This window comes from Arthrobacter sp. zg-Y750, assembly GCF_020907365.1.
In the GTDB taxonomy this organism is placed as follows: domain Bacteria; phylum Actinomycetota; class Actinomycetes; order Actinomycetales; family Micrococcaceae; genus Arthrobacter_B.
The window spans coordinates 20,826-44,223 of record NZ_JAJJOC010000021.1 but is presented as its reverse complement, the minus strand read 5'-3'; the positions used below and the strand labels follow the sequence as shown (position 1 = coordinate 44,223).

Genomic DNA, 23,398 nt, shown 5'->3' with positions numbered 1-23,398 from the left:
GTGTGGCGGGAATGGAAACCATAGCCCTTCAGGCAATTACTCCCGGCGGTCCTTTGCAGACGGCTGTTATCCGGCGCCGTCCCTTGCGCGACGACGACGTAGACATCCGGATTACCTTCTGCGGGGTCTGCCATTCAGACCTTCACGCCCTGCACGCGGGTGCCGGGGGCACCTATCCGCTGGTGCCGGGACACGAGTTCATCGGGGAAGTAGCAGCGGTCGGTCCCGCCGTGACGCGGTTCGCACCGGGGGACACGGTGGCAGTAGGCAATATCGTTGACTCCTGCGGGGCCTGCAGGATGTGCCGGGCCGGGCAGGAGAACTTCTGCGAGGAATTTCCGACTTTGACGTACGGCGGGCAGGACCGCGTGGACGGGACCACAACCGCGGGCGCGTACGCCGGGCGGTACGTGGCCCGGGAAAACTTCGTTTATGCGCTGCCCGACGGACTTGATCCGGCCGGTGCCGCACCGCTGATGTGTGCCGGGGTGACCGTGTGGGAGCCGCTTCGGGCAGCCGGTGTTGGGCCCGGTACCAGACTCGGTGTCGTCGGACTGGGCGGTCTCGGGCACCTCGCCGTGCGGCTGGGCCGGGCGCTTGGAGCAGAGGTCACGGTCTTTACCACCACCCCGGCCAAAGCTGCAGATGCCCGGGCCCTGGGTGCCGGGAAGGTAATAGTTTCAACCGATGCGCGGGCCATGCAGGAGAGCCGGGGCACTCTCGACGTCGTCCTGGATACGGTGGCTGTTGAGCATGACCTGGCCCCGTACCTGAGGGCGCTGGACCTCGACGGCATCCTGTACTCCCTCGGCTATCTCGGCTCGTTCACCCTGGCCACTACGGATCTACTGATCGGGCGGAAGCGGTTGGCTTCGGCGGGGAGCGGGGGACACCGGCGCACACGTGAGTTATTGGACTTCTGTGCCCGGCACGGCATTGTTGCCGACGTTGAGACCCTTCCGTGGAAGGAGGCGGACCTCGCCTTGGAGAGGCTGGCGCGGAACGACGTCCGCTACCGTTTCGTGCTGGACCTCCGCGGCATAGATGAAGGCCTGGAGCGCAAGTAACAGCGATACCCGTCCCTGCTCAGTGCTGGGACGGGCATCGCTGTGAGCAAACCCTGGAATTCAGTGCGCTAGGCCTTGCTGCGGCCCCGGGTACGGACCAGTGCAGTGAGGCCGGCGGCCAGGCCGAGCAGGCCGGCACCCAGACCCACGTAGCCTGCGGTCTGCGCGGCTTCGACGTCGCCGTCATCATCGTCCCGGTCCGTCGACGACGCCGGTGCGCCCGGGTTGTGTCCGTCGCCGTGGTCGTCGTCGTCATCGGCCTCGGTGACGGTCAGGGCCGGGGCGGGGGAGTCCAGGTCGTGGGCGGTCTGGCCCTCTGCCGGCACCTGCGCCCAGTCGGTTTGGCCGTCTGCGCAGGTCTGCAGCACGGGGAACGCCAGTGTGGCGCCCTCTTCCTCGGGCAGGGTGACGCTGAGCGTGAAGGTGTCCCGGACGCCGTCGGCGAGCGGCTGCTGGGCGGTGTAGACAATGGCGCTGGTCCGGGAACTGACCTGCGACCCGTTGGGCAGGGTGCGCGGTTCGGACAGTTCCTCGGTGACCTTCTTGACGTCCCAGCCTACGTGGGCGGTGGGGGTGGCATCGGTCAGCTCATCGGGCAGCGTGAAGGTCAGGGCCGTGGTGGGGGAGCCTTCGCAGCCGTGCGAGAGGTCGAACGTCAGCAGTGCCGTCTCGCCGGCAGCGGTGGTGTCCGGGGTGATGTGGACGTGGGCGGCAGCCGGGCCCAGGCCAAGGGCCATCAGGGCGGCAGTGCCGCCGGCAGCGAGGAGGGCAGAAGTGGAGGTACGCATGGGAAAACCTTTCAATGGCGCGCAGGCGCCGGGGGCCGCGGGGCGGCACGGAAGAAGAAAAAGGGATTAGGCCAACGCGTACGACGGCGGTCCGCGCACCGGCCGTGAGGGGCAGTGCCGGGACCGGACCCGACCGGGAGCCGGAGCGGAAATGGCTGCGGGCTGGGCGGTCGGGAAAGAAACGGGTGACGGCGCCGTGAACAGGGGGCGCAGCCAGGCCGCCGCGGCGTGCAGTGCGTCCTCGCCGCGGGCCAGTGCCAGCGTGCTGAGGACCACGGCGGCGAGGTGCGCCAGGAACAGTGCGGGGCCGGCGTCGTGCAGGCCATGTTCAGCAGCGGCCGGAAGGGCGGCCGGCAGGCACTCCAGCGCCGTTGCGTGGTGGCTGGCCATGCCGCTGTGGCCAGCGGCGGCGCCGGGCGCGCAGGACACCGGGGCGGCCGGTGCCAGGACGGCAAGGGCGTGGTGCAGGCCGAGTTGGGCGGAACCGAGCACCAGGAACAGGCGGCCCGGACGGAACCGCCGCCCCGTGGTGATGGTGACGCCGGCCAGGGTGAAGGCGCCGAGGGCGAGCAGGAGGACCGGGGCCGGGAGGGTCCCTCCGCCGGCTGTGTGCGCACCGACGGCCAGGGCCAGGATTACCGCGGTGGCCGCGGCGGCACGCAGCATGCGAAAGGGGTCAGCGCGCTGGGGCATGGCTCCCTTTCCGGTCCCGCCGGCCGCGGCGCAGGGCCTGCCGGACTGCTGAAAAACTGCTCCCACTTTACCGTGCGCGCTTGACCGGCCCGGTTGACCGGCCCGGTTGGGCCATCCGGTGCAGGGAGGGGGAGCCTACTCGTGGTGGTAGGGGCGGCCGCCGGCAATCTCCTGGGCCCGGTATACCTGTTCGGCCAGGATCAGCCGGACCAACTGGTGCGGGAAGACCAGCGGGGAGAGGGACCACACAAAGTCGGCGCGGTCATGCACGCTCTGGTCCACGCCGTACGCTCCGCCGATGATCAGGGTGACGTTGCGGGAGGAATCCAGCGGTTTCTGCAGGGTCTTGGCCAGGGCAGGGGAGGTGATGGCCTTGCCGCGTTCATCCAGCAGGATCACGTAGTCCGAACCCACCTTGGCGAGCAGCCGCTCGGACTCTTCCTTGCGGGCGGCATCGCCCTCGCGCGCGGAATGCGGAATGGGCACCCAGGTCAGGTCAAAGGGCTTCTTTAGCCGCTTTTCATACCGGCGGATCCCGTCAACCACCCAGTCCTCGTGCTTGCGGCCCACCATCAAAACTCTCAATGCCATGGAACCATTCAAGCCCGGAACCCTGCCCCGGAGCGAACCGGTACAACCTACCGCCGGTATGTCCCGGTGACGGAAGATCGGGCTTACACTGCCCAACAAGGAGAGGCCGGACCTCTCCGGCTTGTCTTTAACGGCGGAAGCCAAGGAGGAACAACCATGCGTTCAATGCGTGCTGTGGTGCTGGGCGGCGGCGGAGTGGCCGGTATTGCCTGGGAAATCGGATTGCTGGCGGAGCTGCTGGATCTGGGGGTGGATCTGAATGAGGCGGACCTGGTGGTGGGAACCTCCGCCGGTTCCGTGGTGGGCACCGCGCTGCGGTTCGGTCAGGTGCCGGCCGCCGTGGCAGCGCAGGAAACCGCGGAGGACGGGGCCAGTGCGCCGGACTACCAGGAGCCGGACTCGTTCGACGGCGAACGGTTCATGAACATCATGGGCGCGGCCGGGCAGGGCGGCGGCGGGGAAAAAGCGGCCCGGGCCCGGCTGGGGCAACTGGCGCTGAAGGCCGATACCCAGCTGACCGAGGAAGCCTGGGTGAACAGCATCCGGATGCTGGTTCCGTATCCGGTGTGGCCGGAAAAGGCCCTGGGCGTCACCGCCGTGGATGCCGAGGACGGCCGGTTCACGGTCTTTGACGGCAGCTCCGGCGTAGATCTGGGCCTGGCGGTGACGGCCAGCTGCACGGTGCCTACTGTGTGGCCGCCGGTGCACATCAACGGCCACGTGTACATGGACGGCGGGATGCGTTCGGGGACCAACGCCGACGTCGCGGCCGGGTATGGGAAGGTCCTGGTGATTTCCTGCGGGCTCGAGGCGCCGCAGAGCCCGTTCGGACCGACGCTGCCGCAGGCATTGAAAACCATTAATAAGGAAGGTGCGTCGTTCCTGATCGAAGCGGACGCGCAGGCCCTGCAGGCCTTCGGCACCAACATGCTGCTTGATTCGACACGCAAGCCCTCCCTGGCCGCCGGCCGGCGGCAGGCAAAGGAGATCGCCGACGACGTCCGGCGGTTCTGGGAGGGCTAGCGGCTTAGCGTATCGGCGGGCCGCTTAGCGGTTGTCGCGGTCGACGTCGTCCGCCAGATCAGAACCGGGCTCGATCACGACGCCGTCTTCCCGCTGTCCGACGCCTGCGCCCTGCGCATCTGCTGCGCGCTCTTCGGCAGGAGCGGTCTGCTGGGGTGCTGTGGCGGTTCCGGCCGCTTCGGCTTCCTCGCGTTCCTGGATGTGCTTGACCAGGAACTCGAGTTCGTCGCTGTACTGCTGCAGCCGGTCGGACCGGGTTTCGTTGGCCAGGGCCAGCACCAGCTCGGTCTGGCGGTTGCGGAGCTGGGTGAGTGTGGGCTGTGATCCGTTGTTGTCCATGCTTCATCCTACAAAGGCGGCTGCTCATCAGTGCTTATTTGGAGATAATAAGTTTGCTTATTAGTTATCTTCTGGGCTAGGTTCTAGCTACAGGCGCGCGGTGTCGGCAAAGCGGCGACCATTCGATGCGGGCCAGATATGCGGAGGTGAATAGTGTTCTTTCACAAACAGGAACTTCAGTTCAAGGCAACACCGGATAAGCCGGATGCCGTCTACGCACGCAAGCTCCAGGAAGTGCTCGGTGGCCAGTACGGTGAAATTACCGTAGCCATGCAGTATGGGTTCCAGTCATGGAACTCGCACCTTCCCGGCAAATACCGGGATCTTCTTTACGGCATTGCCGCCGAAGAAATGGGCCACGTCGAGATGCTGGCCATCATGATTGCCCAGCTGCTGGAAAAGGCTCCGCTGGGAATTACCGACGACGCAGTCCAGTCGGACCCCACCATTGCAGCCGTTGTTGGCGGCATGGATGTCCAGCACGCCATTGTGGCCGGTGCCGGCGCCCGTCCCGTGGACAGCAACGGCAACCCGTGGACAGCCGGTTACGTAACTGCTTCCGGCAACCTGCTGGCCGACTTCACCTCCAACGCCAATGCGGAGATGCAGGGACGCCTCGCCGTCGCCCGCCTCTACCACATGACCGATGACAAGGGCGTTCGGGATCTGCTCTCCTTCCTGCTGGCGCGCGACACCATGCACCAGAACATGTGGACCGCTGCTGCGAAGGAACTGCAGGAAGAGGGCTACGAGCTCCTGCCGGTCCCGAGCAACTTCCCGATCAAGAAGGAAGAGCGCGAAGTGTCCTACCAGTACTTGAACTTCTCCGACGGCAAGCACGCCTCCGAGGGCTCCTGGGCTTCCGGCCCCACCCCGGACGGCAAGGGCGAGTTCAGCTACCACGAGGGCCCGACGACGACGGCCCCCATGCCGGACGTCACCCGCCCGGATGCGCGCTACTACGGCACCACCGACATCCCCAACGTGGTGGAGAAGGTTGCCGGCACGGTTCAGGACAAGCTCCACCGCGAGTAGGCCTGTGAACCGGGAGTAACTGCCCGCAACAGAGGCCCGGATGCAGGGCGTGGAATCCACGCCGGTGTCCGGGCCTCTCTGCGTTGGTGCAGAGCCGGTTATTGACCCCGATGTCACAAGAGGGTTGACCAGAACACCGGCGCTATTGGCCCGCATCCGCCGGAATGATTACTAGGGCAAGTATCTTTCAGGGCTCGCGAGGCCTCCATCCCATCCTAAGGATTCCGGCGCACAGGGGCTGGATCTATTATCCTGACATCGGACGGCGCCACCCCAGCTGACCGTCGGCATCCGGTATGCCAGCCCTTTCGTGTTGATCGTGCCCACCGTAGTACGAGCCGGAGTGGGGATCCGGATGTGCTGAGATCACGGCCTGGTGCGGGAGGACAGAGGTCGAGGCCGCTTTCTAAACGGCAACGGGCGGCAGCAGGTATGAAAACAAAGGTCATATCCTCGGTCTCAGTGGTTTCAGCGCTACCTGCTCTGCGGGACCTGAGGGACCTGCAGCACTGAGGGATCGGAGCTATTGTGTCGAACCGAACTGCCGGAACGCTCCCGGTCGTTTGACTGGCCGGCGCGATCGAATGCAGCCTGTTTTGACGTGAAAGACGATTACGCTCGGGTCTTAGGAAAATCCTGAGCCTGAATGGGTTAGTTGTCTTTCTCGCCGAGTAGGTCCTTGATCTGGCTGCTCAGCTTCAAAGAACCCATGCTAGGTTCCCATTCCACTAGGTGAATGCCTTGGATGGATAGGCTCGATACGAATTCGGTGTCTAGCCTCGTCGGTCGAGTGATAATCGCTCCGTAAGTCGTCCGCTCCTGGTGCATGGCATTCTTCAATTGTTCGACCGCTCGGAGTAGATGATGTCGAGCCCGGACCGTCAATTTGACGTCTACAATGACTTTCTTTGAGCCGCTCGTAATGATGGCATCTATTCCCGAATGATCAACGCGATTTGGAAGGACCACATCGAAGCCGCGATGGAGAAGGGCCTTTAGGATCTCTTGTTCATAATCGTAGTTCGCTAGCACTTGGCGGGCGGATGTGCTGGAGGGAGACGATTCTGGTAAGACATTTAGCAGGGTGCGGAGAGAACTAGCACCCGCCGAATCCATGTTGGGTGCCGCATCTGAGGTGGTAGTTTTATCGCGGCCATGAAGCCCCTCGTTGCGCTCTAGGAAATGAGTAAGGATTCCTCCAACAGCGTCCTTTTGAAAGGGAGCCCTGGCGGAACTAGATAGCGAGGTCATGAGGTCGAAAGCCAAAGACGATGGTAGCTGTATCTGCTCTTTATCGCCCGAGGAGATAATGCGGTCGGTTACCCACTCGAACTGTTGCCACCATGCCTCGTCTGCGGCCTTCTCCTTGGTGTGGGTCAACTGTTTGGACAGCTGCCAGGCGCCAATACTGGCGGCTACGACTGCGAAAAGTCCAGCAATTGCGGGACTTGTAACGAACCGTGCACCGAATGAGAGCCAGTCCTGAGGCGGCCGCCACATAAAAGACAGACAAAGTGTCTGGCCGCCCACCACTAGCGCAAGTAGAACGGAATAGACGCACACGAATATGCGTTCATTCCGCCGGAGGACAGGCCGGCAACTCTCTGCATGATCGCTGGTTTCCGCCATGTCGTCCCCGGTAACGGCCGTCTCACTCATGAGCTAAATTCTAGTGGCCTTCCACGAGCCATAGGGGCCATGGCGGGCGGCACCTCTGAGACTCATAATAAATAGTCGCCACTAATACAATGGCATCGCGATCCACCTCGCGTTGCGTCAGGACGCTAAGTCTCCAGCGCATCCTAGATCCAAGAAGGATCCACAACATAATGTCGGTTATGTTGTGGAGCTAGGTAACACCAACATCGGGACGCCGCCCCTTTCGGCAGCCGGATTGCGATTCATCGTGTCAAGAGACGGCGTAGCCACGAGCGCTAGCCACTGGTGCAGCCGCAACTCCACCTGGAGCACACGGTGTAGGGCGAGTTGGCGTTCACCCGTCGCCCGGTAAGGCACGATGGCAGCATGAGTCTAGATCCTGTTCCTGCCGAGCTAGCCGAGTTGCTTGTGGCAGAGCCGTTGCCGCAGCAGTCTTTTTCGTGGAATCGCATGCCGTGGCGTGAGCAGATGCACGACTTGCCAGATGTCCTGACTGCCCTCGATGCATTGCCCGACCGTGTAGATCGCTCCAGCACCCGCGAAATCGTCTTGGCAGAGTTGGACGCAGGACGGATTTTGCCTGCGTTCGTGTCGGCGATGATATGGGGACATGGAGGCACTGGCTTTGGACCGGTCAGGACTCGGTGGATTCTGACTGGCGTGCGCAGCCACCGCGCGCGTGAGGCCCCGGTACTTGAACTGGTGAGCGAACGGCTAGGTGAAGGCGCCGCGACCGCTCGTCAGCATGGGCCGCTCCGGGCATACCAGTTGATGAACAACGCTGGGGGTGTCAAACATTTAGGGGCGGCCTTCTTCACCAAGTGGCTCTACTTTGCCTCAGCTATCCAGGGACCAGATGACCCGGTTTCCGCACCTATCATCGACTCCAAGGTCACCGGTTGGCTTGAAGAACATGCAGGAGTCACGTTAGACGTAAATCGAACTTCCTCCTATGAGATCTATTTGAACCTCCTGAATGCCTGGAGCGAGCATTATGGACGAAGCCCTGTGCAGGTTGAAAAGGCCATTTTTGGGCTAGCAACAGGACGTAGCTGAATCGCTCGCGGTGGAAGATGGGAAACGGGTGAACCGACGTCGGGACGAGGCCTATGTCCTAGATTTATGGGACACCGTCATAGTTGCGAAAAGCTTGCGGGAAGCCAAATTCGCATGGTTGTTTGGTGACCCGGGGATGCATGGCCGCTCCCGCTTTTTGCCGGTGGACGCCTACTGGCCAGGCCTAGGGCTAGTAGTCGAGTTCCGGGAGAGCCAGCACGATCATCCGGTCCCGTTCTTCGACAAACCGGAGCAGTTAACAGTCAGCGGAATTTCTAGGGAGCGGCAGTGAAAGTCGTTTCAGGCAAAGGTGGCGTCTGCGCGACCCGAATTCGCCACGTAGCCCAATGCCTAGCTATTCACGATTAGTTGAGCAGAGAACAGGGCTACACGGGGATATCGCTGGCATGACGTATACCGGTTGTTTTCTCTGGGCGCCTCCGGAAGGTAGCCGCCATCTCAACGGTGGTAACCTATCCGCAGAACGCTCGTCCTAGGGGAAATCGGCCCTGATGCGGACGAAGAGACAATTTTCTACTTCTTAGCCGGCCCCGGGTGCCATACTCCTGCGGTGGAGGACCAGCATTGACCATCATTCAGCCAAAACTCGATGTGCCAGCTGCTATTGAGCTGGGCCTTCTCGCAGGTAAATACATTCGTGAAGGTAGCGTCGTCCGCGACGCATTATCAAAACAGATCGTCAAGCACTTGAAGGAAGTGCCTGACACGGTTGAAATTGCAGAGAAGGCAGTGGGCACCGCAGCGCGCCTGAAGTGGGTGCCAAGCAAGGGTGCGATAGTCATCACTGCTGTTGCAGTAACTGCTGTTGCTGTGACCGGAGTGGTCAAGCACGTGGTCAAGAAACGCGCCGCGCAAAACGTGGGTTTGCCGGAATGCGTCAGGAATTTCGGCGCCTCCTGGGACAGCTATCGGGCAGCAATTCGTGATCGACGCCTCGACGTCGAGATCCTCGACCAGTTCATCTCCGATTTTGATGCGCTGCTGCGGTATTCCGAGGACGAGGGCAGCCTCCCACTGGACCTCAGCACCGAGCAGGGCGCATCCCTCGCCAATTTCGTGGCAGATTACACGGCCAAACTCGCTGATGCGAACAGCGTTGACTTGGCTGATCTTCAGAAAAAGGCGAGGCAACAAGAGATGACCCAAGATCCAAAACATGATGTCGTCGTCGACCTGCGTCGCAACCTCGTCGTCCAAAGGAAGATCTTCGGCGACGCGGCTTAACACACTTGTCTGGATGTACTGACGGATCCGGCGGCACGGAGAGAAATGGCTTTCCATTTGCGCCGCAATACTCTGGACGCGCAGTTGATGGCGGCCTTGGACAAGGTACGGGGCTTGGTGACTCCCGAAGCTGTGAAGAGGCTGGCCCAGTTGGAGCTTCCGTCGCCAAAGTCGCTGGCCAGGACGCGTGCCTCGGAGAAGTTTTGTCAGTTCCTTGCCAAGCGGGCTCCATAGGGCAAAGCAAAAGGCCCCGGTTCCCTTGATTTACACGGGAACCGGGGCCTTCTCATGTGGCGGTGACGGTGGGATTTGAACCCACGGATGAGGTCTAGAGGGGTCGGGTCGGCTTAGCATAAGGCGCGTAAGACCAACGATCCTGATCAATCTACTCACAGAGTGGACGGAGTGCTCACAGGTACTACTGCACCAAAAGGCACCACAATAGGTGTTTTGGTTGGTGGCATCAGGGTCCCCGTTTTCGCCTATGCAGGGGGCGATCGGGTCGCTAGCCCAACCAGCTGCCGCACAACGCTCCGTGCTGATTGCCGCCGAAAATCTGTCGCAGGGCAAGCACTGCTTTAGGTCTGCGACGATAGGGCGGTGAAGACGGACAATGAATTCGACCGAGAAGACCTCAACTGGAGCCACCCTCGCACTTCCGAACTCCGGGACATAGATGAGCAGATCAGCCGGCACCCAGGAAAGCGGCTAATGAATCGGCTTGACGAGCTTCGGAGAGTCTTGGACGCGTGGGCTGGGTTCTCGATGATGCTCAGCGATTTGCTCCGTGCATGCGAGAACGAGGACAAGTTTGCGGTTGAACTATTGCGCAACGTGGGAGATCAGACGGGGCGACAGACCATCGTTCGGGCTCTTGACCAAGCCACTATCGCTTACGTCGCCGGTCTCGGGGCTGTCATCGAACACACGAGATCCGTTGTGAACAAGCAAAGCGAGGGTGTGAAGTCTGAGTATGGAGGTCGAACGGCCGCCTTGGTTGAAAAGCATCCAGCGGCACCCTTCCTCGGCAAGTTGCGCAACTACGTTCTCCATAACGTGGCGGCCCCCTGGGAGTTCAGCGGATCATTCGGGGAGCAGGCGACTTGCCGTATAGCTCTGACCTCAGAGGTCTTGCTGGAGGACAAAAAATCATGGAATGCCGAAGCCAGGAACTTCATTGTTGCGTCCGGCAAAAGTATCCAGCTTTCCCCGCTACTGACCCCGTACATGGAAGCCATGGTGGAACACGTTGGGCTGGTGATCCCTGCTGTCATACGAGAGAACGAGGCGAGTCTTGACGAGTGTAACGCTCTCATAAAGAAAAGGAATCTGCTGTTAACCGATGGAGTATCAGACGGGAGCGACTGGGAAGCCCGTATGGCCCACATTACTGAAAACTTCAAGCGGGTTAAGCGAGGAGAGCGACAAACGGATTTTCGAACGGGTGAAGAGATGTCCGCGGATGGGGGAGCGAACGGCCAACGGAACAAGACACCTCCGTTCGAGAAGCTGTAGGTTAAGCAACCCGACAAATGTCGATTGTGGCGAAAGCTCGCCAGCATGGATCAACTCGGGGGAACTGGATGCAGGGCGGCGAGGAAGGTATCGCCGGCCCGGGTTGGTGACAACATCCAAGTTGTGAGATGCTCCACGAATCGTCGCAGGTGTTTCGCGACACGTGAGGCCACCAAGTCGGAGTCCTGCCGGGTGTAGGCACGAACGACGTCGTCTACTGTGCTCCCAGGGTCAAGGGCTGCAGCAATGTCCTGGAGCCCGAGATGCACCAATCCGTTGCGGAGCTTTGACTGCTCCAACACCCACGCTGACTCCGGCTCGTCGAGGAAGGTCAATGCTTCTTCCGATCGAGAGTCCAACCCGCCATTTTGCCCGCATGATCGTGAGGGCGGTCAGGGACTGGAAAAGGACGATGAATCGACGCTTACGGGCCGCGGCCTCGCACCACGGGCACAGTTCTAGTTGAGCGCTCCGCGCCGCGGATGCTGAGACGCTCTGGATGGTCAGCAGAGCCGCGGCCAGGGATGAGGGAAGCCTCCCTCCAAATAGCCGCGGCAGAGCGATCCTGCTCTTGCCGTCGAACCACTCATAAGCTGCGCTGGCCCCGTGCTGGTGCCAGGCAATGCCAGAATCATTCAGCAGAAGTCCGGCAATGTTACCTACTCCAGTGCTCAGCCGCTGTATGGCTGAACCTACGGTTTCCCTGTCACCGACCTGCTCCGGTGCGAGCCCCGTCAGATAGTGAGCGCTGATGAGAGTCGTGTATGGGATGTCGCCGAGGGTGACGACAGACATATCGTTCCGGAAGAAATCTAGGAAGCGACTGCGCCTGTTGGTAGGGAAAAATACCCCGTGGTTCGCCAGGAGGAGATCATCGAAATGGCTGACGACTCCCTGGAAGTTCCGTTTCGTGTCGGCGAAGAACTTGCCGCTCATCCGCACGGCCTTTGCGGTGTCAGGGTCCCATCTCGTCTCTAGACGCCATCCGAGTGTCTTTTCGAAGTGAACTTGTGCCTCGTATGCTGCCATGGCTCCGTACTGCAGGAGAGCAACCTCAACGGCAATGGCGGAAGACGGGGCGTTCACCAGCGAGGTAGCCACGTAGTGCATGTCAGCCCGAGCGATATCAAGAGCGATGAGCTCAACCGGCTCGAGATTCGTTGCAGAGCAGGAACGCGTGGAGGGCGAACGTCGGCACGCCGACTGAGGCGGGCAGAAGAGATACGGCGCCTCCGCGAGAAGTGCACGTGTGAGGGCTTCCCACCCTCCGTCTGGTTGCACGGAGACGACTGCCCGGTGCTGCCTGACGAGGAACGCCAGAAGCGGGTTGGGAAGCGGCAGGCGGAGCTGGACGCGAAGGTCGCTAGAATCCGTGCGAACGGCGGCCTGCTCACCGCGGAAGGTGCAGCATGAACGTCTACGACGGACAGCACCTGCCGATCCCACAGGGCTCCGGTAGAGCGCTGGCGGATCCGTTGGTCGAAGCGCGCAGCGCCGAGGATCCCCCGCGCAGCGGCCCCCGGAGGGCCCCGGGAACCTTGGAACGAAGAGTAGAGGTGTATGGGGTAACACTTCCGTTTCTGAAGTGCGGTGCAGAGGCTCCGGACATGGGTGCAGGGTCCCATGAGCGGAGAGGCAACGGACTTCGGAAACGGAAGCCCCGCGGGAGCGCCGCCGGAGGCATCACCGGAGTTTCGCGGAGGTGGTCGCGGTGAGTTGGACGGTCACCTACGACGCCTCTCCGGAGGCGAAGGTCAAGGCCACCGGATCACATGCGGTGAATCGTGATCGCCACCTCGGCCGGGCGGCGGATCTCGCGGCTGGGTTCGATTTCGGGCACCAGAATCCGAACATCGATCCGGTCCGGGTGGCGCTGAACGAGTCCTTCGTCAACGACGGCAACGGTGGCTTCCGCGAGCTGGCTGTCACGCAGGGTCTGAGGGGGAAGGACCGACCGCCCAGCGCCGAGTTCGCAGACTATCGACACACGCGGCTGGAGCAGGTGAAGAAGCCGCTGCGCAAGGACGCGGTCATCATGCGCGGCGTGATGCTTCAGCTCGCCCCAAAGAGGTTCGGCGCGCACTGTCCGGGCTGGCGCATCGACGGGCTCAACGACCAGGCTCAGCGATTCGTGCAGGCCCAGCTCGACTGGGCGTGCCAGGGGTTCGGGCAGCAGAACATCGTCGGAGGATCCCTCGACCTGGACGAAACCAGCCCTCATCTACAGCTGTCCGTCGTACCAGTCACCGACGATGGCCGGCTCTCACAGAAGGACTTCTTCCAAGGGCCGGGGCATTTCAGGAAGCAACGCAAAGAACTATGTGATGCCTTGGAGGCGGCCGGGTATGAGCCGCAGTGCACGGCGACGGTCAGGTCAACGGAGCGAACGTCCAGCGCCGAGTACGCCCGTCGTACTGCTGATAAGGCACGCGCTACCCTTGCCGTCGCCCAGCGAGACAGCCGGAAGCTTTGGGAAGAGCGTCAACAGGTACGGGCCATGAAGGCAAAACTGGACGAGGATGCAGAGTCGTTCACTAACGACAGGCAGGAGCTTGATGCGCAACTTGGAGACGTTCCCCGCCTGATGCACAAGGCAAAGAAGGACGGGATGGAGGCTGCTCGCTCTGCAGCACGGCAGGAAACCGAAGAGGCCAGATCTGCGGCGCGGGCGGCGAAGGTCCGCGCAGAGGAGGCCGAACGGGCCCATAGGGCCGCTGAGCGCGATTTGCTGGCTCTGAGGCAAGAAATCCACCAGCAGCTCCTCAACATTCCGGAGCCACCGACTTACGAGGAGATGCGCCAGGACATTCTTGGAGCGCAACCCCATTTGCTCCGGAAATTCCTCAGGGGAATGAAGTTCAAGGACGGATCCACGCTGGAGCAGCGGGATCACTACGACTTGTGGCCGATATCGTGGGTTATTGTCTTGAAGGCTGACCAATGGTTTCCAGCCGATCACCGAATAGTTGCCAATAATTGCGGTTAAGGACCTAAACAATGGTGCGTCTTCTGATTTACGTTGGTATAACACTGATCTCCGTAATTGTGGCGGTAATCTCGGATAAAAGTGGTTGGATTTTTGCCGTATCCTGCGGTCTCGCTGTAGGCTTCGCCGTACCGCTGGTGGACACCCTGGTTAGTCATTGGCGATGGTTGAAGATTGCGTGGTACTCCGTCCTTACCTGGAAAAGCAGAGTCCGCATCTCGGCGTCGTACCTTTATCGCATACGAGTTGATAACGAGTACCTTCTCGTGAAGGGGACGAGATTCGGTCTGTATCAGCCAGTGGGCGGTGTCTACAAGGCCCATCCTTCTTCGGCGGGCAAACTTTCGGCCTTGAACGTCCTGGATGATGACTTGTTGGTCCCAGACGTTGTGAGTGAAGCTGACCTCAGGATCCGTGTTCCGGGCAGGAACCTACTGTCATTTGTGAAGTGGTACGAAGAAGAACGTGGACGTGAGACTGACGGTTGGCGTGAGTTCTATGAAGAGCTCGTTGTAACTGGCATATTGCCGGACGAGGCTTTCCGAGTGATCAAATATGACCGCCTTGGACGCCGTTACCATCCGTTGCGGTACAGCCAATGGGCGCAGAGCAAGGAACTGTTTATTGCGGATATCTTGGACCTTCTGCCCACGGATGAGCAATGTGCAGAATTGAGGAAGCTGAAGGATCGCTCTGATCCTCGCGTCCTGTGGGCATCGGAGAGGCAGATCAGGCGCATGGGAGCGACGGACGGTGTATCGAGCCAGAGGACGCAGATCGCTGAACAAACTGTATGGACCATTGATGCGCCCTGAGTTGTGGGCAGGCCTTCGAAGCCCAACCGATATATGTCCTGGGGGGACAGCAAATGAGTCAGAGTTCCGATTTCAAGGACTTCCTTACGGACAAAGTGAATCTGAATCAGAGTAGGTTGAACCAACTCGCACAGCGGGTCACGGCCATTGAGAATCTTCTATCTAACGATGAGGTCCTAGGTGAACTCGTAACCGAGGTGATTCCACAAGGATCCTTCGCTCACGGGACCATAATCAAGCCGGTCGGTAACAGGGAGTTCGACGCAGACGTTTTGGTCGTGATGGAAGCGAATGTCGGCTGGGACCCCAGCGACTATGTGCAGAAGCTGTATGAAGCGTTTGGGCGGAGCGCGACATACAAGTCGATGCGTTCGCGTAAGAAACGATGCGTGACGATTGACTACAAAGGAGACTTCCACATCGATGTCGTCCCCTTTGTAAAGCGCTTCAGTGAAACCTACGTCACGAACAGGATCACCGATCGGTTTGAACGCGCCGCTCCCGACGAATTCAACGAGTGGTTGGAGGGGAAGAACCGGATTACGCGTGGAAATCTGGTCAAGGTCGTCCGTCTCCTGAAGTATCTTCGAGACCATAAGACCCGCTACACGATTCCATCCATAACGCTCACCGCAGCCTTGGCCCACCAGGTCAGCGATCACGCGCGAATCGCTGATCCGGAAGCGTACCGAAACGTTGCAAACACTCTCAGGACGCTCTCTAGCGCTTTGGCTGTCCAGATAGCAGGGCATCCAGATGCAGCGCCGTGCATTCCTGATCCGGGTACCGGCAGAGACCTCGCCGATCGTTGGCTAAGCCACAACTACCGCAACTTTCGCTCTCGGTTTGCATCCTACGCAGAGCAAATCGAACAAGCCTGCAACGAAGAGGACTACGGCAAGGCGCGGGAAATCTGGCGGAGCCTCTTCGGCTCTGATTTCGGTACAGGTAGCCTTACAGCCGGTGCCGCCACTACGCCGTCGGTACCAGCCTCCGAGCGTTTTCTGGACCGCGACTTTTCTATTCCTGAAGCCCTTAACCCTTCTTATCGCTTCAAAACCGTTGGGTACGTAGGCCCGAGCAACGGATTCCGCAATGGACCCCTCCCAAAGCGAGGTAACAGAGTGGGAAAAGGCCGGTCCTTGAGGTTCCGGCTTGAAGGATCCAATATCCCAGAGCCATATGACGTGTATTGGAAGATTCGAAACCGTGGTGAAGAAGCCAGGGTGGCCGGGGCGCTGCGGGGTGATATTCAAAGGGACAATGGAAGTCGTTCTTGGAATGAGACGACTTCCTACATCGGACACCACTATGTCGAGGCAATGATCGTGAAGAACGGTAAGTGCGTCGCGAAGAGTCGACAAGATGTCATCGTCATCTAAATACCCGGAGCAGGCAGGTCGAGGCTGAACGGAAAGTAAACCGATCTCGGAGTTCTGCAAAAGGCGCGGGTGGGATCGGCACGCCTTTTTGGGTTTGCCAGCATCACGACCACGTCAAGCCGCTGACGCCCTCAGCCTGATCCACTGCAGGTGAAGAGTGCTGCGGTTCGCTCCGTATCCCGTCACGGGTCCCAGGAGTGAGTCCAAGCCACAGAATGTTCCTCCCGGTGATGCAGCATGTCAGTTATCTTCGCGAACGAGACCTGACCGGGAACGAAGCCGGTGGGCGCCTGGCTGTGCTCCGTCGGGTCCCGGCCAACTGACATGCACCGAAAATGCACCACAAAGACCCTCACCATGCAGAAAACCCCCGGTTTCCCGGGGGTTTTCAGTGGCGGTGACGGTGGGATTTGAACCCACGTTGGCTTTTACACCAAACAACATTTCGAGTGTTGCACCTTCGGCCGCTCGGACACGTCACCAACGCGTCAACCTTACCGGGTTAGAGGCCCAACACCCAAAAGCGGCCCTGAAGCCGCCGCCGAAGCCGCCGGAACTAGAGGTCGACGACGTCGTTCTTGCCGATGTTGGGCGTCCCGCCGGTCACGGCGGCCTTGCCGATCTTGAACATGCTGGCGATCTTCGGTTCGTCCGACGCCCAGTATTCGGCCGTGTGGGAATCCACCTTCAGCAGCGCCACCGCCGGATCCTCGCGGCCCTTTTCGAACCAGCCCTCCACCGAGGTCTTCCAGAGTTCGTCGATCTTCTCCACGTCCCTGGTCATGGTGGCAGTTCCGCTGATGGACAGGAAGCCCTTGGAATCCTGGATGGCCACGTTCACATGCGGATTCGCCCGGACTTCATCAGCCTTGGGGGAGGGGTCCGGGGTGAAGAACCACAGGTTCCCGTCCTTGTCCGCCTCCTGCAGCTGCAGCGGCCGGCTGACCAGGTTTCCCTGCAGGTCCACGGTGGTCACCGTGGCGATCTTGGCCTTCTCGAGGATGCTGACAACAATGTCTCGTCCGTCCTGCTCTGATGCCATTGCGGAAACTCCTTTGCTTGTCGCGTTCCGGATTTAGTAAGCCTACGTATAAACGAGGGCAGACGGAACGGCGGCTCAGACGTTTCGCTTGGAGCCGAAGAAGTCCCGCAGCAGCCGCGCAGCTTCCTCCTCGCGGACGCCCGGGAAGACCTCCACCCAGTGATTCAGGCGACGTTCGCGCAGGATGTCGAACACGGAACCGGACGCCCCCGCCTTCTCATCCCAGGCCCCGAAGACCACCTTCGGCACCCGGGCAAGGACAATCGCCCCGGCGCACATGGCACACGGTTCCAGCGTCACCACCAGGGTGCAGCCGGCCAGCCGCCACTCGCCCACCTTCGCCGCGGCGTCGCGGATGGCCAGGACCTCCGCGTGCGCCGTCGGGTCACCGGTCGCCTCGCGTTCGTTTCGCCCGGTGCCCAGCACCTCGCCGTCCGGCCCCAGTACGACGGCGCCGATCGGCACGTCCGAAGTGTCCAGGGCCAGCCGGGCCTGGTCCAGGGCAAGATCCATCCAGGCCTCGTGCCTGCGGGAAAGGGACTCCATGCTCCCATCGTCCCGCATCCGCGCGCCTGCGGGCGAACGCGGTAAGGGCAACGCGGTAAGGGCAGGGCCGGAATGGTAGTTTTGAAGTATGCGCGTACTTGTAGTGGATCACCCCCTCGTTGCCCACAAACTCACCGTTCTCCGCGACAAGGACACCCCGTCACCGATCTTCCGTCAGCTGACCGAAGAACTGGTCACCCTGCTGGCCTATGAAGCCACCCGGACCGTCCGCGTGGAGCCGGTCCCCATCGAGACCCCTGTCACCTCCGCCATCGGCACCGGACTGGTCAAGCCCACCCCGCTGGTGGTGCCGATCCTGCGTGCCGGACTGGGCATGCTCGAAGGCATGACCCGCCTGGTGCCCACCGCCGAGGTTGGTTTCCTCGGCATGGCCCGCAACGAAGAGACCCTCGAAGCCATCACGTACGCCGAGCGGCTGCCGGATGACCTCACCGGCCGCCAGGTTTACGTGCTGGATCCGATGCTGGCCACCGGCGGCACCCTGCGCGAGGCGATCAAGTTCATGTTCAACCGCGGTGCCGCAGAAGTGATCTGCATCTGCCTGCTGGCCGCCCCGGAGGGCCTCTCCGTGCTTCAGGAGGAACTCCAGGACGCCAACGTCACCGTGGTGCTGGCCTCCATCGATGAGCGACTCGATGAGAAGGCCTACATTGTTCCCGGCCTGGGCGACGCCGGCGACCGCCTCTACGGCGTCGTCTAACCTGCCGTCCCGGGTTCTCCGGGACGGGACGGCCGCTTCTGGCCGGCCCTGCAATCTCCGTCCATTATGTGGACAAACACTTTCAGTTTGATGGCGCCTGCTCCCTGCCCTACGGTTCGGGGGCGGGCGCTTTTTTACTTCTCCATGTTGAAACTAGTCATCGGGCTTATCGTCCTCGTGCGGAATCTGCTTTGGTCTTATGCATATTTATGCATAGCTATTCATTGTGTCTAAATGTGAAGTGCGTCACAAAACTACGCAATCCGTCCACTATGTGAGACAACTGGGGCATTGTTACTTGCGCGCCACCCTTTGTTACATGCAATAATCCGAAGCGTGAACACCAACACGGCAGCACCAGTCGCAGTCTTCCCCGGTGGCGCCCGCGCCACGCAGGAGACGTGCTGTTGTCGAATGCATACCTCTGGAACCACCCCCATCCTCAGGTAAGACTCAGGCCCAAGAATTGGGCATAATAGCCGCCATCTCGACCGGGCACACCCCCCGCTTTCGAGCCGTGATGACGGCGATTCACGATGAGTAGGTCCCACATGTCAGTAGCATCCGGTTACGTCCACATCTCCCTGCGCGCCGCGCAGAACCGCGCCGGATCAGGTTCCCAGCGCCCCGCCTCCGGCGGTTTCCCCCGCTCCTACGGTGCACAGCCGTTCGGGAACCAGTCCTACGGTGTCCAGCCGTCCAGCAGTGCCGCAGCGCGTCCGCTGCGCGCCGTCACCGGCCAGGACGCCAACCCCGTCACCGCCCCCACCCCGGTGGTCACCCCCAACGGCATTCCCGGACCCCAGGCAGTCAGCAATGACACCACGGCCCGCGGATTCGTTATTTATGTTGGCCTCGATGAGGAAACCGCCGCAGCCAACGGCACCTCGCTGAGCAAGCTGGCCGCCGAAATCCGGTCACACGTCCAGACCCTGGTGCCCGGCGCACAGAGCCACGCCGCCGTCGCCCTCGCACCGGCCGGTGCCACCGGCACGGACATCGAGGTTGTCCGCCAGGCACTGGGAGACCCCACGGTCGCCCGCCGCCAGCCCGTCCAGCAGCCCACCCCGGCGCCGCCGGTTCCGGCAGCGACCCGGCCCTCCGGCGTCCTGATCGACCTGTCCCGCCGCGAAGTGCACCTGGACGGCGACACCCTGAACCTGACGTTCAAGGAATTCGAGCTGCTGAACTACCTGGTGGAAAACGCCAGCCGGACCGTCGGCCGCGAAGAGCTGCTGGCCGGACTGTGGCGCAATGCCGAAGAGGTGCCCAACGAGCGCACCATCGACGTCCACATCCGCCGCCTGCGCTCCAAACTGGGCCGCCTGGCCAACACCGTGCGCACCGTGCGCGGACAGGGGTACCGCTTCTACGAGCACCCCGAGGTTGTTGTCTGGGCCGCACCGGAATACAGCATCTAGTCAGCCGCGGGCCCGCAGCCCCGAAGTGACAACCGCAGCCGCGGACGGAACGCGTTCATTCCGTCCGCGGCTAAGCTGAACCAATGACCGGCCACCACCTCAAGAAACTCCAGCTCCTGCGCCATGCCAAGGCCGACTGGCCCCGCGACGTCGCAGACCACGAGCGTCCGCTCTCCGGCCGGGGGCACCGGGACGCACCGCTGGCCGGCGTGTGGATGCGCGAGCACGGCAGCATCCCGGACTTCATTCTCTGCTCCTCCGCACTGCGGGCACGGCAGACCTGCACCTGGGTGTGCAAGGAACTCGGCGACAAGGCACCCACCGCAAAACTCGAGGACCGGCTCTATGACGCCAGCCCCGAGCGGATCCTCAGCCTGATCAACCACGTGCCGGAAACGGTGACCAGCCTGCTGGTGATCGCCCACCTGCCCGGCGTCCAGGACCTGGCCATGCGCCTTGCCTCGGCCGACTCGGATGAAGAGGCCGTCATGGAGATGGCCACCCGCTATCCGACGTCGGGCCTCACCGTGATGGAAACCGCCCTGCCTTGGGCGGAGCTGGACGGCCGCGACGCGCGGATCACCGACTTTGTGGTGCCGCGCGCCTGAGGCAGCACGCGGCACCGAAGTGCCGGCGAGGCTAGATGTCGATTTCCGGCTGCAGCGTCTTCAGCGTCCACAGCCGGTGCTTGCGCGCCGCCAGCAGGGACAGCAGGAGCCCGACGGCGGTGTAGGCCAGCAGCCCCGCCGCCACCGAGGTGACCTGGGCGAGTTCCCCGCCGTACAGCAGCTGACGCAGGCCGTTCACCATGTAACCCATCGGCAGCAGGTCGTGGGCCACGTGCAGCGGGGCGGGAATGGTCTGCCACGGGAAGGTGCCGCCGGAGGAGACCAGCTGCAGCACCAGCAGAATCAGCACCACAAACTTGCCCACTGAACCCAGCAGCGCCACGATGCCCTGGATCAGGGCCGAGAATGCCATGGCGGCCATCAGCAGCAGCACCCACGCCAGGACCGGGTGCGCCGGGTCCAGCCCAAGGCCGAACCGCACCACCGCGTACAGCAGGGTGGCCTGGACCAGGGAAACCACCAGGAACGGCAGCCAGCCGCCCAACGCTATCTTCCACGCCGGAGCGTTGGACGCCAGGGCGCGGCGGCTGATGGGCCGCATGGCCTGGGCGAGCATAAAGATGCCCACCCACATGGCCAGGGTCAGGAAGTACGGGGCGAGGCCGGCGCCGTAGGTGCCCGCTTCTGCCTGGTCCACGGTGCTGACCGTCAGCGGATCGGCAATTACCGAGGAAGCGTTGGCGCGGTCCTCTTCGCTGGGGTTGGGCACATTGCCCGCGCCCTCATCGAGTTGCTTGGCGAGCTCCGCGGAGCCGTCCTTCAACTGGGCAAGCCCGTCCTTCAGGGTGTCGGCGCCTGCGGCGGCGGAATCCGCGCCGTCGGCCAGCTGCCGGGAACCGTCCAGGGCCTGCTGTTCGCCGGCTGCCAGGTCACCCGCACCGGCGGAGAGCTTGTCTGCACCGGCGGCCAGGTCGGTGGCTCCGGTGGAAAGCTTGGCGGCGCCGGTGTTGGCGGCGCTGATGCCGTCGGTCAGCGGCTGCGCGTTGGCGGCCAGTTGCTCTGCGCCGGCAGCGACGCTCTCAGCGCCCGTGGCCAGCGTCTGCAGCTGTGCCAGCTGGTCTTGGCCGGCGGTTCCGGTCTGCGCGCCGGCCAGCTCCTGCTGGAGTGCGGCGGCCTGCGCGGGAGTGAGCACGCCGCTGGCCACCAGCCGGGTCACGCTGTCCGTGACGTTCTGCTGGGCGGCCTGCGTGGCTGCGGTGATTTTGCTGTTCAAGCCGGCCGTTGCATCTGCAACCTGCCTCGCCCCGTCAGCCAGCTGCCGGGTCTGCTGCGGCAGCGCAGCCGTGGAGGAGGAGAGCTGCCCCAGTCCGCTGGACAGCTGCCCCGCACCCGTGGACAGCTCATTCGCTCCGCCGGAAAGCTGGGTGGCGCCCGTGGCCAGGCTGTTGGCGCCGGTTGCCAGCTGCTCCTGGCCGGACACCAGCGAATGCGCCCCGGTGGAGAGAGTGTCCAGGCCGGACTTCAGCTCCGCCGCGCCGGAATCCGCTGAGCCCGCGCCGTCGGCCAGCTGCCCCGCGCCGTCGGCGGCCTTCTCCAGCTGCGTGTGCACGGTGCTGAACCCGGTGAGCAGCTGGTTGGCCGTTTCCTCGCCCACTTCGGCCGCCACGCTGTCGTGCACGGAGCCCGTGAGTTTGTCCACGATGCTGCTGAGCAGGTAGTTGTTCGCGTCATTGGTGGTCACATGCAGGCTGGCCTGGCGGGCGTTCCCGAGATCCGACGCAGAGGCAAGGTTCGCGGAAAAATCCTCCGGGATGGTCAGCGCAAATTCGTAGGTGCCGTCCCGGACCCCGGTCTCGGCGGCGTCGGCACTGTCCACGATCTCCCAGTCGAAGGTGCCGTCCTCCAGCAGGTTCTCCTGCACGGTGGCACCGACCTCCAGGCGCCCGTCAGTGGTGTCGGCACCGTCGTCGTCCACCACCAGGGCGGCCTTGATGCCGTCCAGGTTCCCGTACGGGTCCCAGTTCGCATAGAGGTAGATGGCGCCGTACAGCAGGGGCACCAGGGACAGGGCGAGGATGGCCAGCTTCGGCAGGATGCCGCCGGTCATGCGTTTAAGCTCGCTCAGGGCGAGGCGGAAGACGGTCACGCGGACACCTCCTGGGCGGTGGCGCCGGCCGATGCGCCGGCGGAGGCTGCCGGTCCGGTCCAGTCTGCAGGAATCTGCGCCACGACAGCGACGGCGGTAACCAGCCGTTCAGCGGACGCCACACTGTCCGTGAGGATGGGCAGCCAAACGTCCGGATCCGCCAGGTGGCGGTCAGGGGAATCAAAAACCAGCAGTTCGACGGCGAAGTCCGCCAGCGCCAGCCGGACCAGCAGGTCCAGCCGGGCCGCCGGTTCCAGTTCCTCGATCCACAGCGGGCCCAGCTCCGCGAGGCCTTCGGCGGCAAGCCAGGCCCCGGCGTCGGCGTGCGGCCGGCTGCGGCGCGGAATCAGGGCCAGGTCCTCAGCCACCAGGTCGCGCACGCGGAAATGCCGCTCCGGTTCGTTTACCTCCGGCGAATCCACCAGGGCCGCGTGCCGGCGCAGGTTCTCCAGCCGGTCGCTGCGGCCCCAGGCCACGGTGCCGGAGGTGGGACGCATCCTGCCGGAGAGCGCCAGGGCCAGTGCGGTGCGGGTGGACTGGTCATCCCCCTGGATCAGCAGCAAACCGCCGGCTTCCAGGCGGAGGGACGTGGGCGGCAGGAGCGCACTATGGCGCCCCTTAATGAATAAGTCTTCCGCACTGAGCATGGTGTCTTCGCCTCTTTGTCCTGGGATGTAGCGAGATGTCGCGCGCCTGGCACGCAGAGAGGCGCATCTGCCAACCTAGGTGAAACTGACTAGTCAGTGCAAATGACGGCGG

22 protein-coding genes and 1 tRNA gene are annotated in these 23,398 nt (G+C 62.6%); 12 read left to right on the top strand and 11 right to left on the bottom strand.

Annotated elements, in window-relative coordinates:
- Positions 1-11 precede the first annotated feature (11 nt).
- The gene (locus LOC57_RS13310; protein ID WP_229960307.1) at positions 12-1,067 is read left to right on the top strand and encodes an NAD(P)-dependent alcohol dehydrogenase; all 1,056 of its coding nucleotides are present in this window, start codon (positions 12-14) and stop codon (positions 1,065-1,067) included.
- A gap of 68 nt (positions 1,068-1,135) precedes the next feature.
- Here the strand turns inward: LOC57_RS13310 and LOC57_RS13305 are convergent, their stop codons facing one another.
- The 3 genes from LOC57_RS13305 to LOC57_RS13295 form a co-directional block, all read right to left on the bottom strand.
- Positions 1,136-1,855 carry a YcnI family copper-binding membrane protein gene (locus LOC57_RS13305; protein ID WP_229960304.1) on the bottom strand — a complete coding sequence of 240 codons (720 nt, stop codon included), beginning with the start codon at positions 1,853-1,855 and terminating at the stop codon, positions 1,136-1,138.
- Positions 1,856-1,921: 66 nt separating this feature from the next.
- The gene (locus tag LOC57_RS13300; RefSeq protein ID WP_229960302.1) at positions 1,922-2,548 is read right to left on the bottom strand and encodes a hypothetical protein; all 627 of its coding nucleotides are present in this window, start codon (positions 2,546-2,548) and stop codon (positions 1,922-1,924) included.
- Between the two features lie 135 nt (positions 2,549-2,683).
- Positions 2,684-3,139 carry a 23S rRNA (pseudouridine(1915)-N(3))-methyltransferase RlmH gene (locus LOC57_RS13295; protein WP_229960300.1) on the bottom strand — a complete coding sequence of 152 codons (456 nt, stop codon included), beginning with the start codon at positions 3,137-3,139 and terminating at the stop codon, positions 2,684-2,686.
- Between the two features lie 156 nt (positions 3,140-3,295).
- Here LOC57_RS13295 and LOC57_RS13290 point away from each other — a divergent pair, with 156 nt between their 5' ends.
- Positions 3,296-4,162: a patatin-like phospholipase family protein gene (locus LOC57_RS13290; protein WP_229960298.1), complete on the top strand. Its 867-nt coding sequence runs from the start codon at positions 3,296-3,298 to the stop codon at positions 4,160-4,162.
- A gap of 24 nt (positions 4,163-4,186) precedes the next feature.
- Here the strand turns inward: LOC57_RS13290 and LOC57_RS13285 are convergent, their stop codons facing one another.
- A complete protein-coding gene (locus tag LOC57_RS13285; RefSeq protein WP_229960297.1) occupies positions 4,187-4,501 on the bottom strand; it encodes a hypothetical protein in 315 nt (104 codons plus the stop codon).
- A gap of 153 nt (positions 4,502-4,654) precedes the next feature.
- Here LOC57_RS13285 and LOC57_RS13280 point away from each other — a divergent pair, with 153 nt between their 5' ends.
- Positions 4,655-5,536 carry a manganese catalase family protein gene (locus LOC57_RS13280; protein WP_227927102.1) on the top strand — a complete coding sequence of 294 codons (882 nt, stop codon included), beginning with the start codon at positions 4,655-4,657 and terminating at the stop codon, positions 5,534-5,536.
- 651 nt (positions 5,537-6,187) lie between these two features.
- Here LOC57_RS13280 and LOC57_RS13275 read toward each other — a convergent pair.
- Positions 6,188-7,195, bottom strand: a complete 1,008-nt coding sequence (locus LOC57_RS13275) for a restriction endonuclease (RefSeq protein WP_229960295.1) — start codon at positions 7,193-7,195, stop codon at positions 6,188-6,190.
- A 366-nt stretch (positions 7,196-7,561) separates the two neighbouring features.
- On the opposite strand from LOC57_RS13275, the gene LOC57_RS13270 reads away from it, so the two are divergent.
- The 3 genes from LOC57_RS13270 to LOC57_RS13260 all read left to right on the top strand — a co-directional run bounded on the left by LOC57_RS13270 (position 7,562) and on the right by LOC57_RS13260 (position 11,011).
- Positions 7,562-8,251: an 8-oxoguanine DNA glycosylase OGG fold protein gene (locus LOC57_RS13270; RefSeq protein WP_229960293.1), complete on the top strand. Its 690-nt coding sequence runs from the start codon at positions 7,562-7,564 to the stop codon at positions 8,249-8,251.
- Between the two features lie 585 nt (positions 8,252-8,836).
- Complete coding sequence (locus tag LOC57_RS13265) at positions 8,837-9,496, top strand: hypothetical protein (protein ID WP_229960291.1); 660 nt, start codon at positions 8,837-8,839, stop codon at positions 9,494-9,496.
- A 600-nt stretch (positions 9,497-10,096) separates the two neighbouring features.
- Positions 10,097-11,011 carry a hypothetical protein gene (locus LOC57_RS13260; RefSeq protein ID WP_229960289.1) on the top strand — a complete coding sequence of 305 codons (915 nt, stop codon included), beginning with the start codon at positions 10,097-10,099 and terminating at the stop codon, positions 11,009-11,011.
- A 231-nt stretch (positions 11,012-11,242) separates the two neighbouring features.
- On the opposite strand, the gene LOC57_RS13255 is transcribed toward LOC57_RS13260, so the two are convergent.
- Entirely contained in the window at positions 11,243-11,947 is a 705-nt protein-coding gene (locus LOC57_RS13255) for a hypothetical protein (RefSeq protein WP_229960287.1), read from the bottom strand.
- 775 nt (positions 11,948-12,722) lie between these two features.
- Here LOC57_RS13255 and LOC57_RS13250 point away from each other — a divergent pair.
- The 3 genes from LOC57_RS13250 to LOC57_RS13240 are packed head-to-tail and all read left to right on the top strand — an operon-like array spanning position 12,723 to position 16,194.
- The gene (locus LOC57_RS13250; RefSeq protein ID WP_229960285.1) at positions 12,723-13,997 is read left to right on the top strand and encodes a plasmid recombination protein; all 1,275 of its coding nucleotides are present in this window, start codon (positions 12,723-12,725) and stop codon (positions 13,995-13,997) included.
- 11 nt (positions 13,998-14,008) lie between these two features.
- Positions 14,009-14,812: an SMODS-associated NUDIX domain-containing protein gene (locus tag LOC57_RS13245; protein WP_229960283.1), complete on the top strand. Its 804-nt coding sequence runs from the start codon at positions 14,009-14,011 to the stop codon at positions 14,810-14,812.
- Between the two features lie 53 nt (positions 14,813-14,865).
- Positions 14,866-16,194 (top strand): SMODS domain-containing nucleotidyltransferase, encoded by a 1,329-nt coding sequence (locus LOC57_RS13240; protein WP_229960281.1) that lies wholly within the window; start codon positions 14,866-14,868, stop codon positions 16,192-16,194.
- A gap of 392 nt (positions 16,195-16,586) precedes the next feature.
- Here LOC57_RS13240 and LOC57_RS13235 read toward each other — a convergent pair.
- From LOC57_RS13235 to tadA, 3 genes are all read right to left on the bottom strand, one after another.
- A tRNA-Ser gene (locus LOC57_RS13235) sits at positions 16,587-16,676 on the bottom strand.
- 74 nt (positions 16,677-16,750) lie between these two features.
- Positions 16,751-17,236: a pyridoxamine 5'-phosphate oxidase family protein gene (locus LOC57_RS13230; protein ID WP_229960279.1), complete on the bottom strand. Its 486-nt coding sequence runs from the start codon at positions 17,234-17,236 to the stop codon at positions 16,751-16,753.
- Positions 17,237-17,311: 75 nt separating this feature from the next.
- Positions 17,312-17,782: a tRNA adenosine(34) deaminase TadA gene (gene tadA, locus LOC57_RS13225; protein WP_227913129.1), complete on the bottom strand. Its 471-nt coding sequence runs from the start codon at positions 17,780-17,782 to the stop codon at positions 17,312-17,314.
- A gap of 88 nt (positions 17,783-17,870) precedes the next feature.
- Here tadA and upp point away from each other — a divergent pair, with 88 nt between their 5' ends.
- The 3 genes from upp (at position 17,871) to LOC57_RS13210 (ending at position 20,532) form a co-directional block, all read left to right on the top strand.
- Complete coding sequence (gene upp, locus LOC57_RS13220) at positions 17,871-18,503, top strand: uracil phosphoribosyltransferase (protein ID WP_227913130.1); 633 nt, start codon at positions 17,871-17,873, stop codon at positions 18,501-18,503.
- A 551-nt stretch (positions 18,504-19,054) separates the two neighbouring features.
- Positions 19,055-19,924 carry a winged helix-turn-helix domain-containing protein gene (locus LOC57_RS13215; RefSeq protein WP_227913131.1) on the top strand — a complete coding sequence of 290 codons (870 nt, stop codon included), beginning with the start codon at positions 19,055-19,057 and terminating at the stop codon, positions 19,922-19,924.
- 83 nt (positions 19,925-20,007) lie between these two features.
- On the top strand, positions 20,008-20,532 hold the full coding sequence (locus LOC57_RS13210) for a SixA phosphatase family protein (protein ID WP_229960277.1): 525 nt from the start codon (positions 20,008-20,010) through the stop codon (positions 20,530-20,532).
- A gap of 31 nt (positions 20,533-20,563) precedes the next feature.
- Here the strand turns inward: LOC57_RS13210 and LOC57_RS13205 are convergent, their stop codons facing one another.
- On the bottom strand, positions 20,564-22,639 hold the full coding sequence (locus LOC57_RS13205) for a YhgE/Pip family protein (protein WP_229960275.1): 2,076 nt from the start codon (positions 22,637-22,639) through the stop codon (positions 20,564-20,566).
- Entirely contained in the window at positions 22,636-23,286 is a 651-nt protein-coding gene (locus LOC57_RS13200) for an ABC transporter ATP-binding protein (RefSeq protein WP_229960273.1), read from the bottom strand. The genes LOC57_RS13205 and LOC57_RS13200 overlap by 4 nt, the downstream gene beginning before the upstream one ends.
- Between the last annotated feature and the right edge of the window lie 112 nt (positions 23,287-23,398).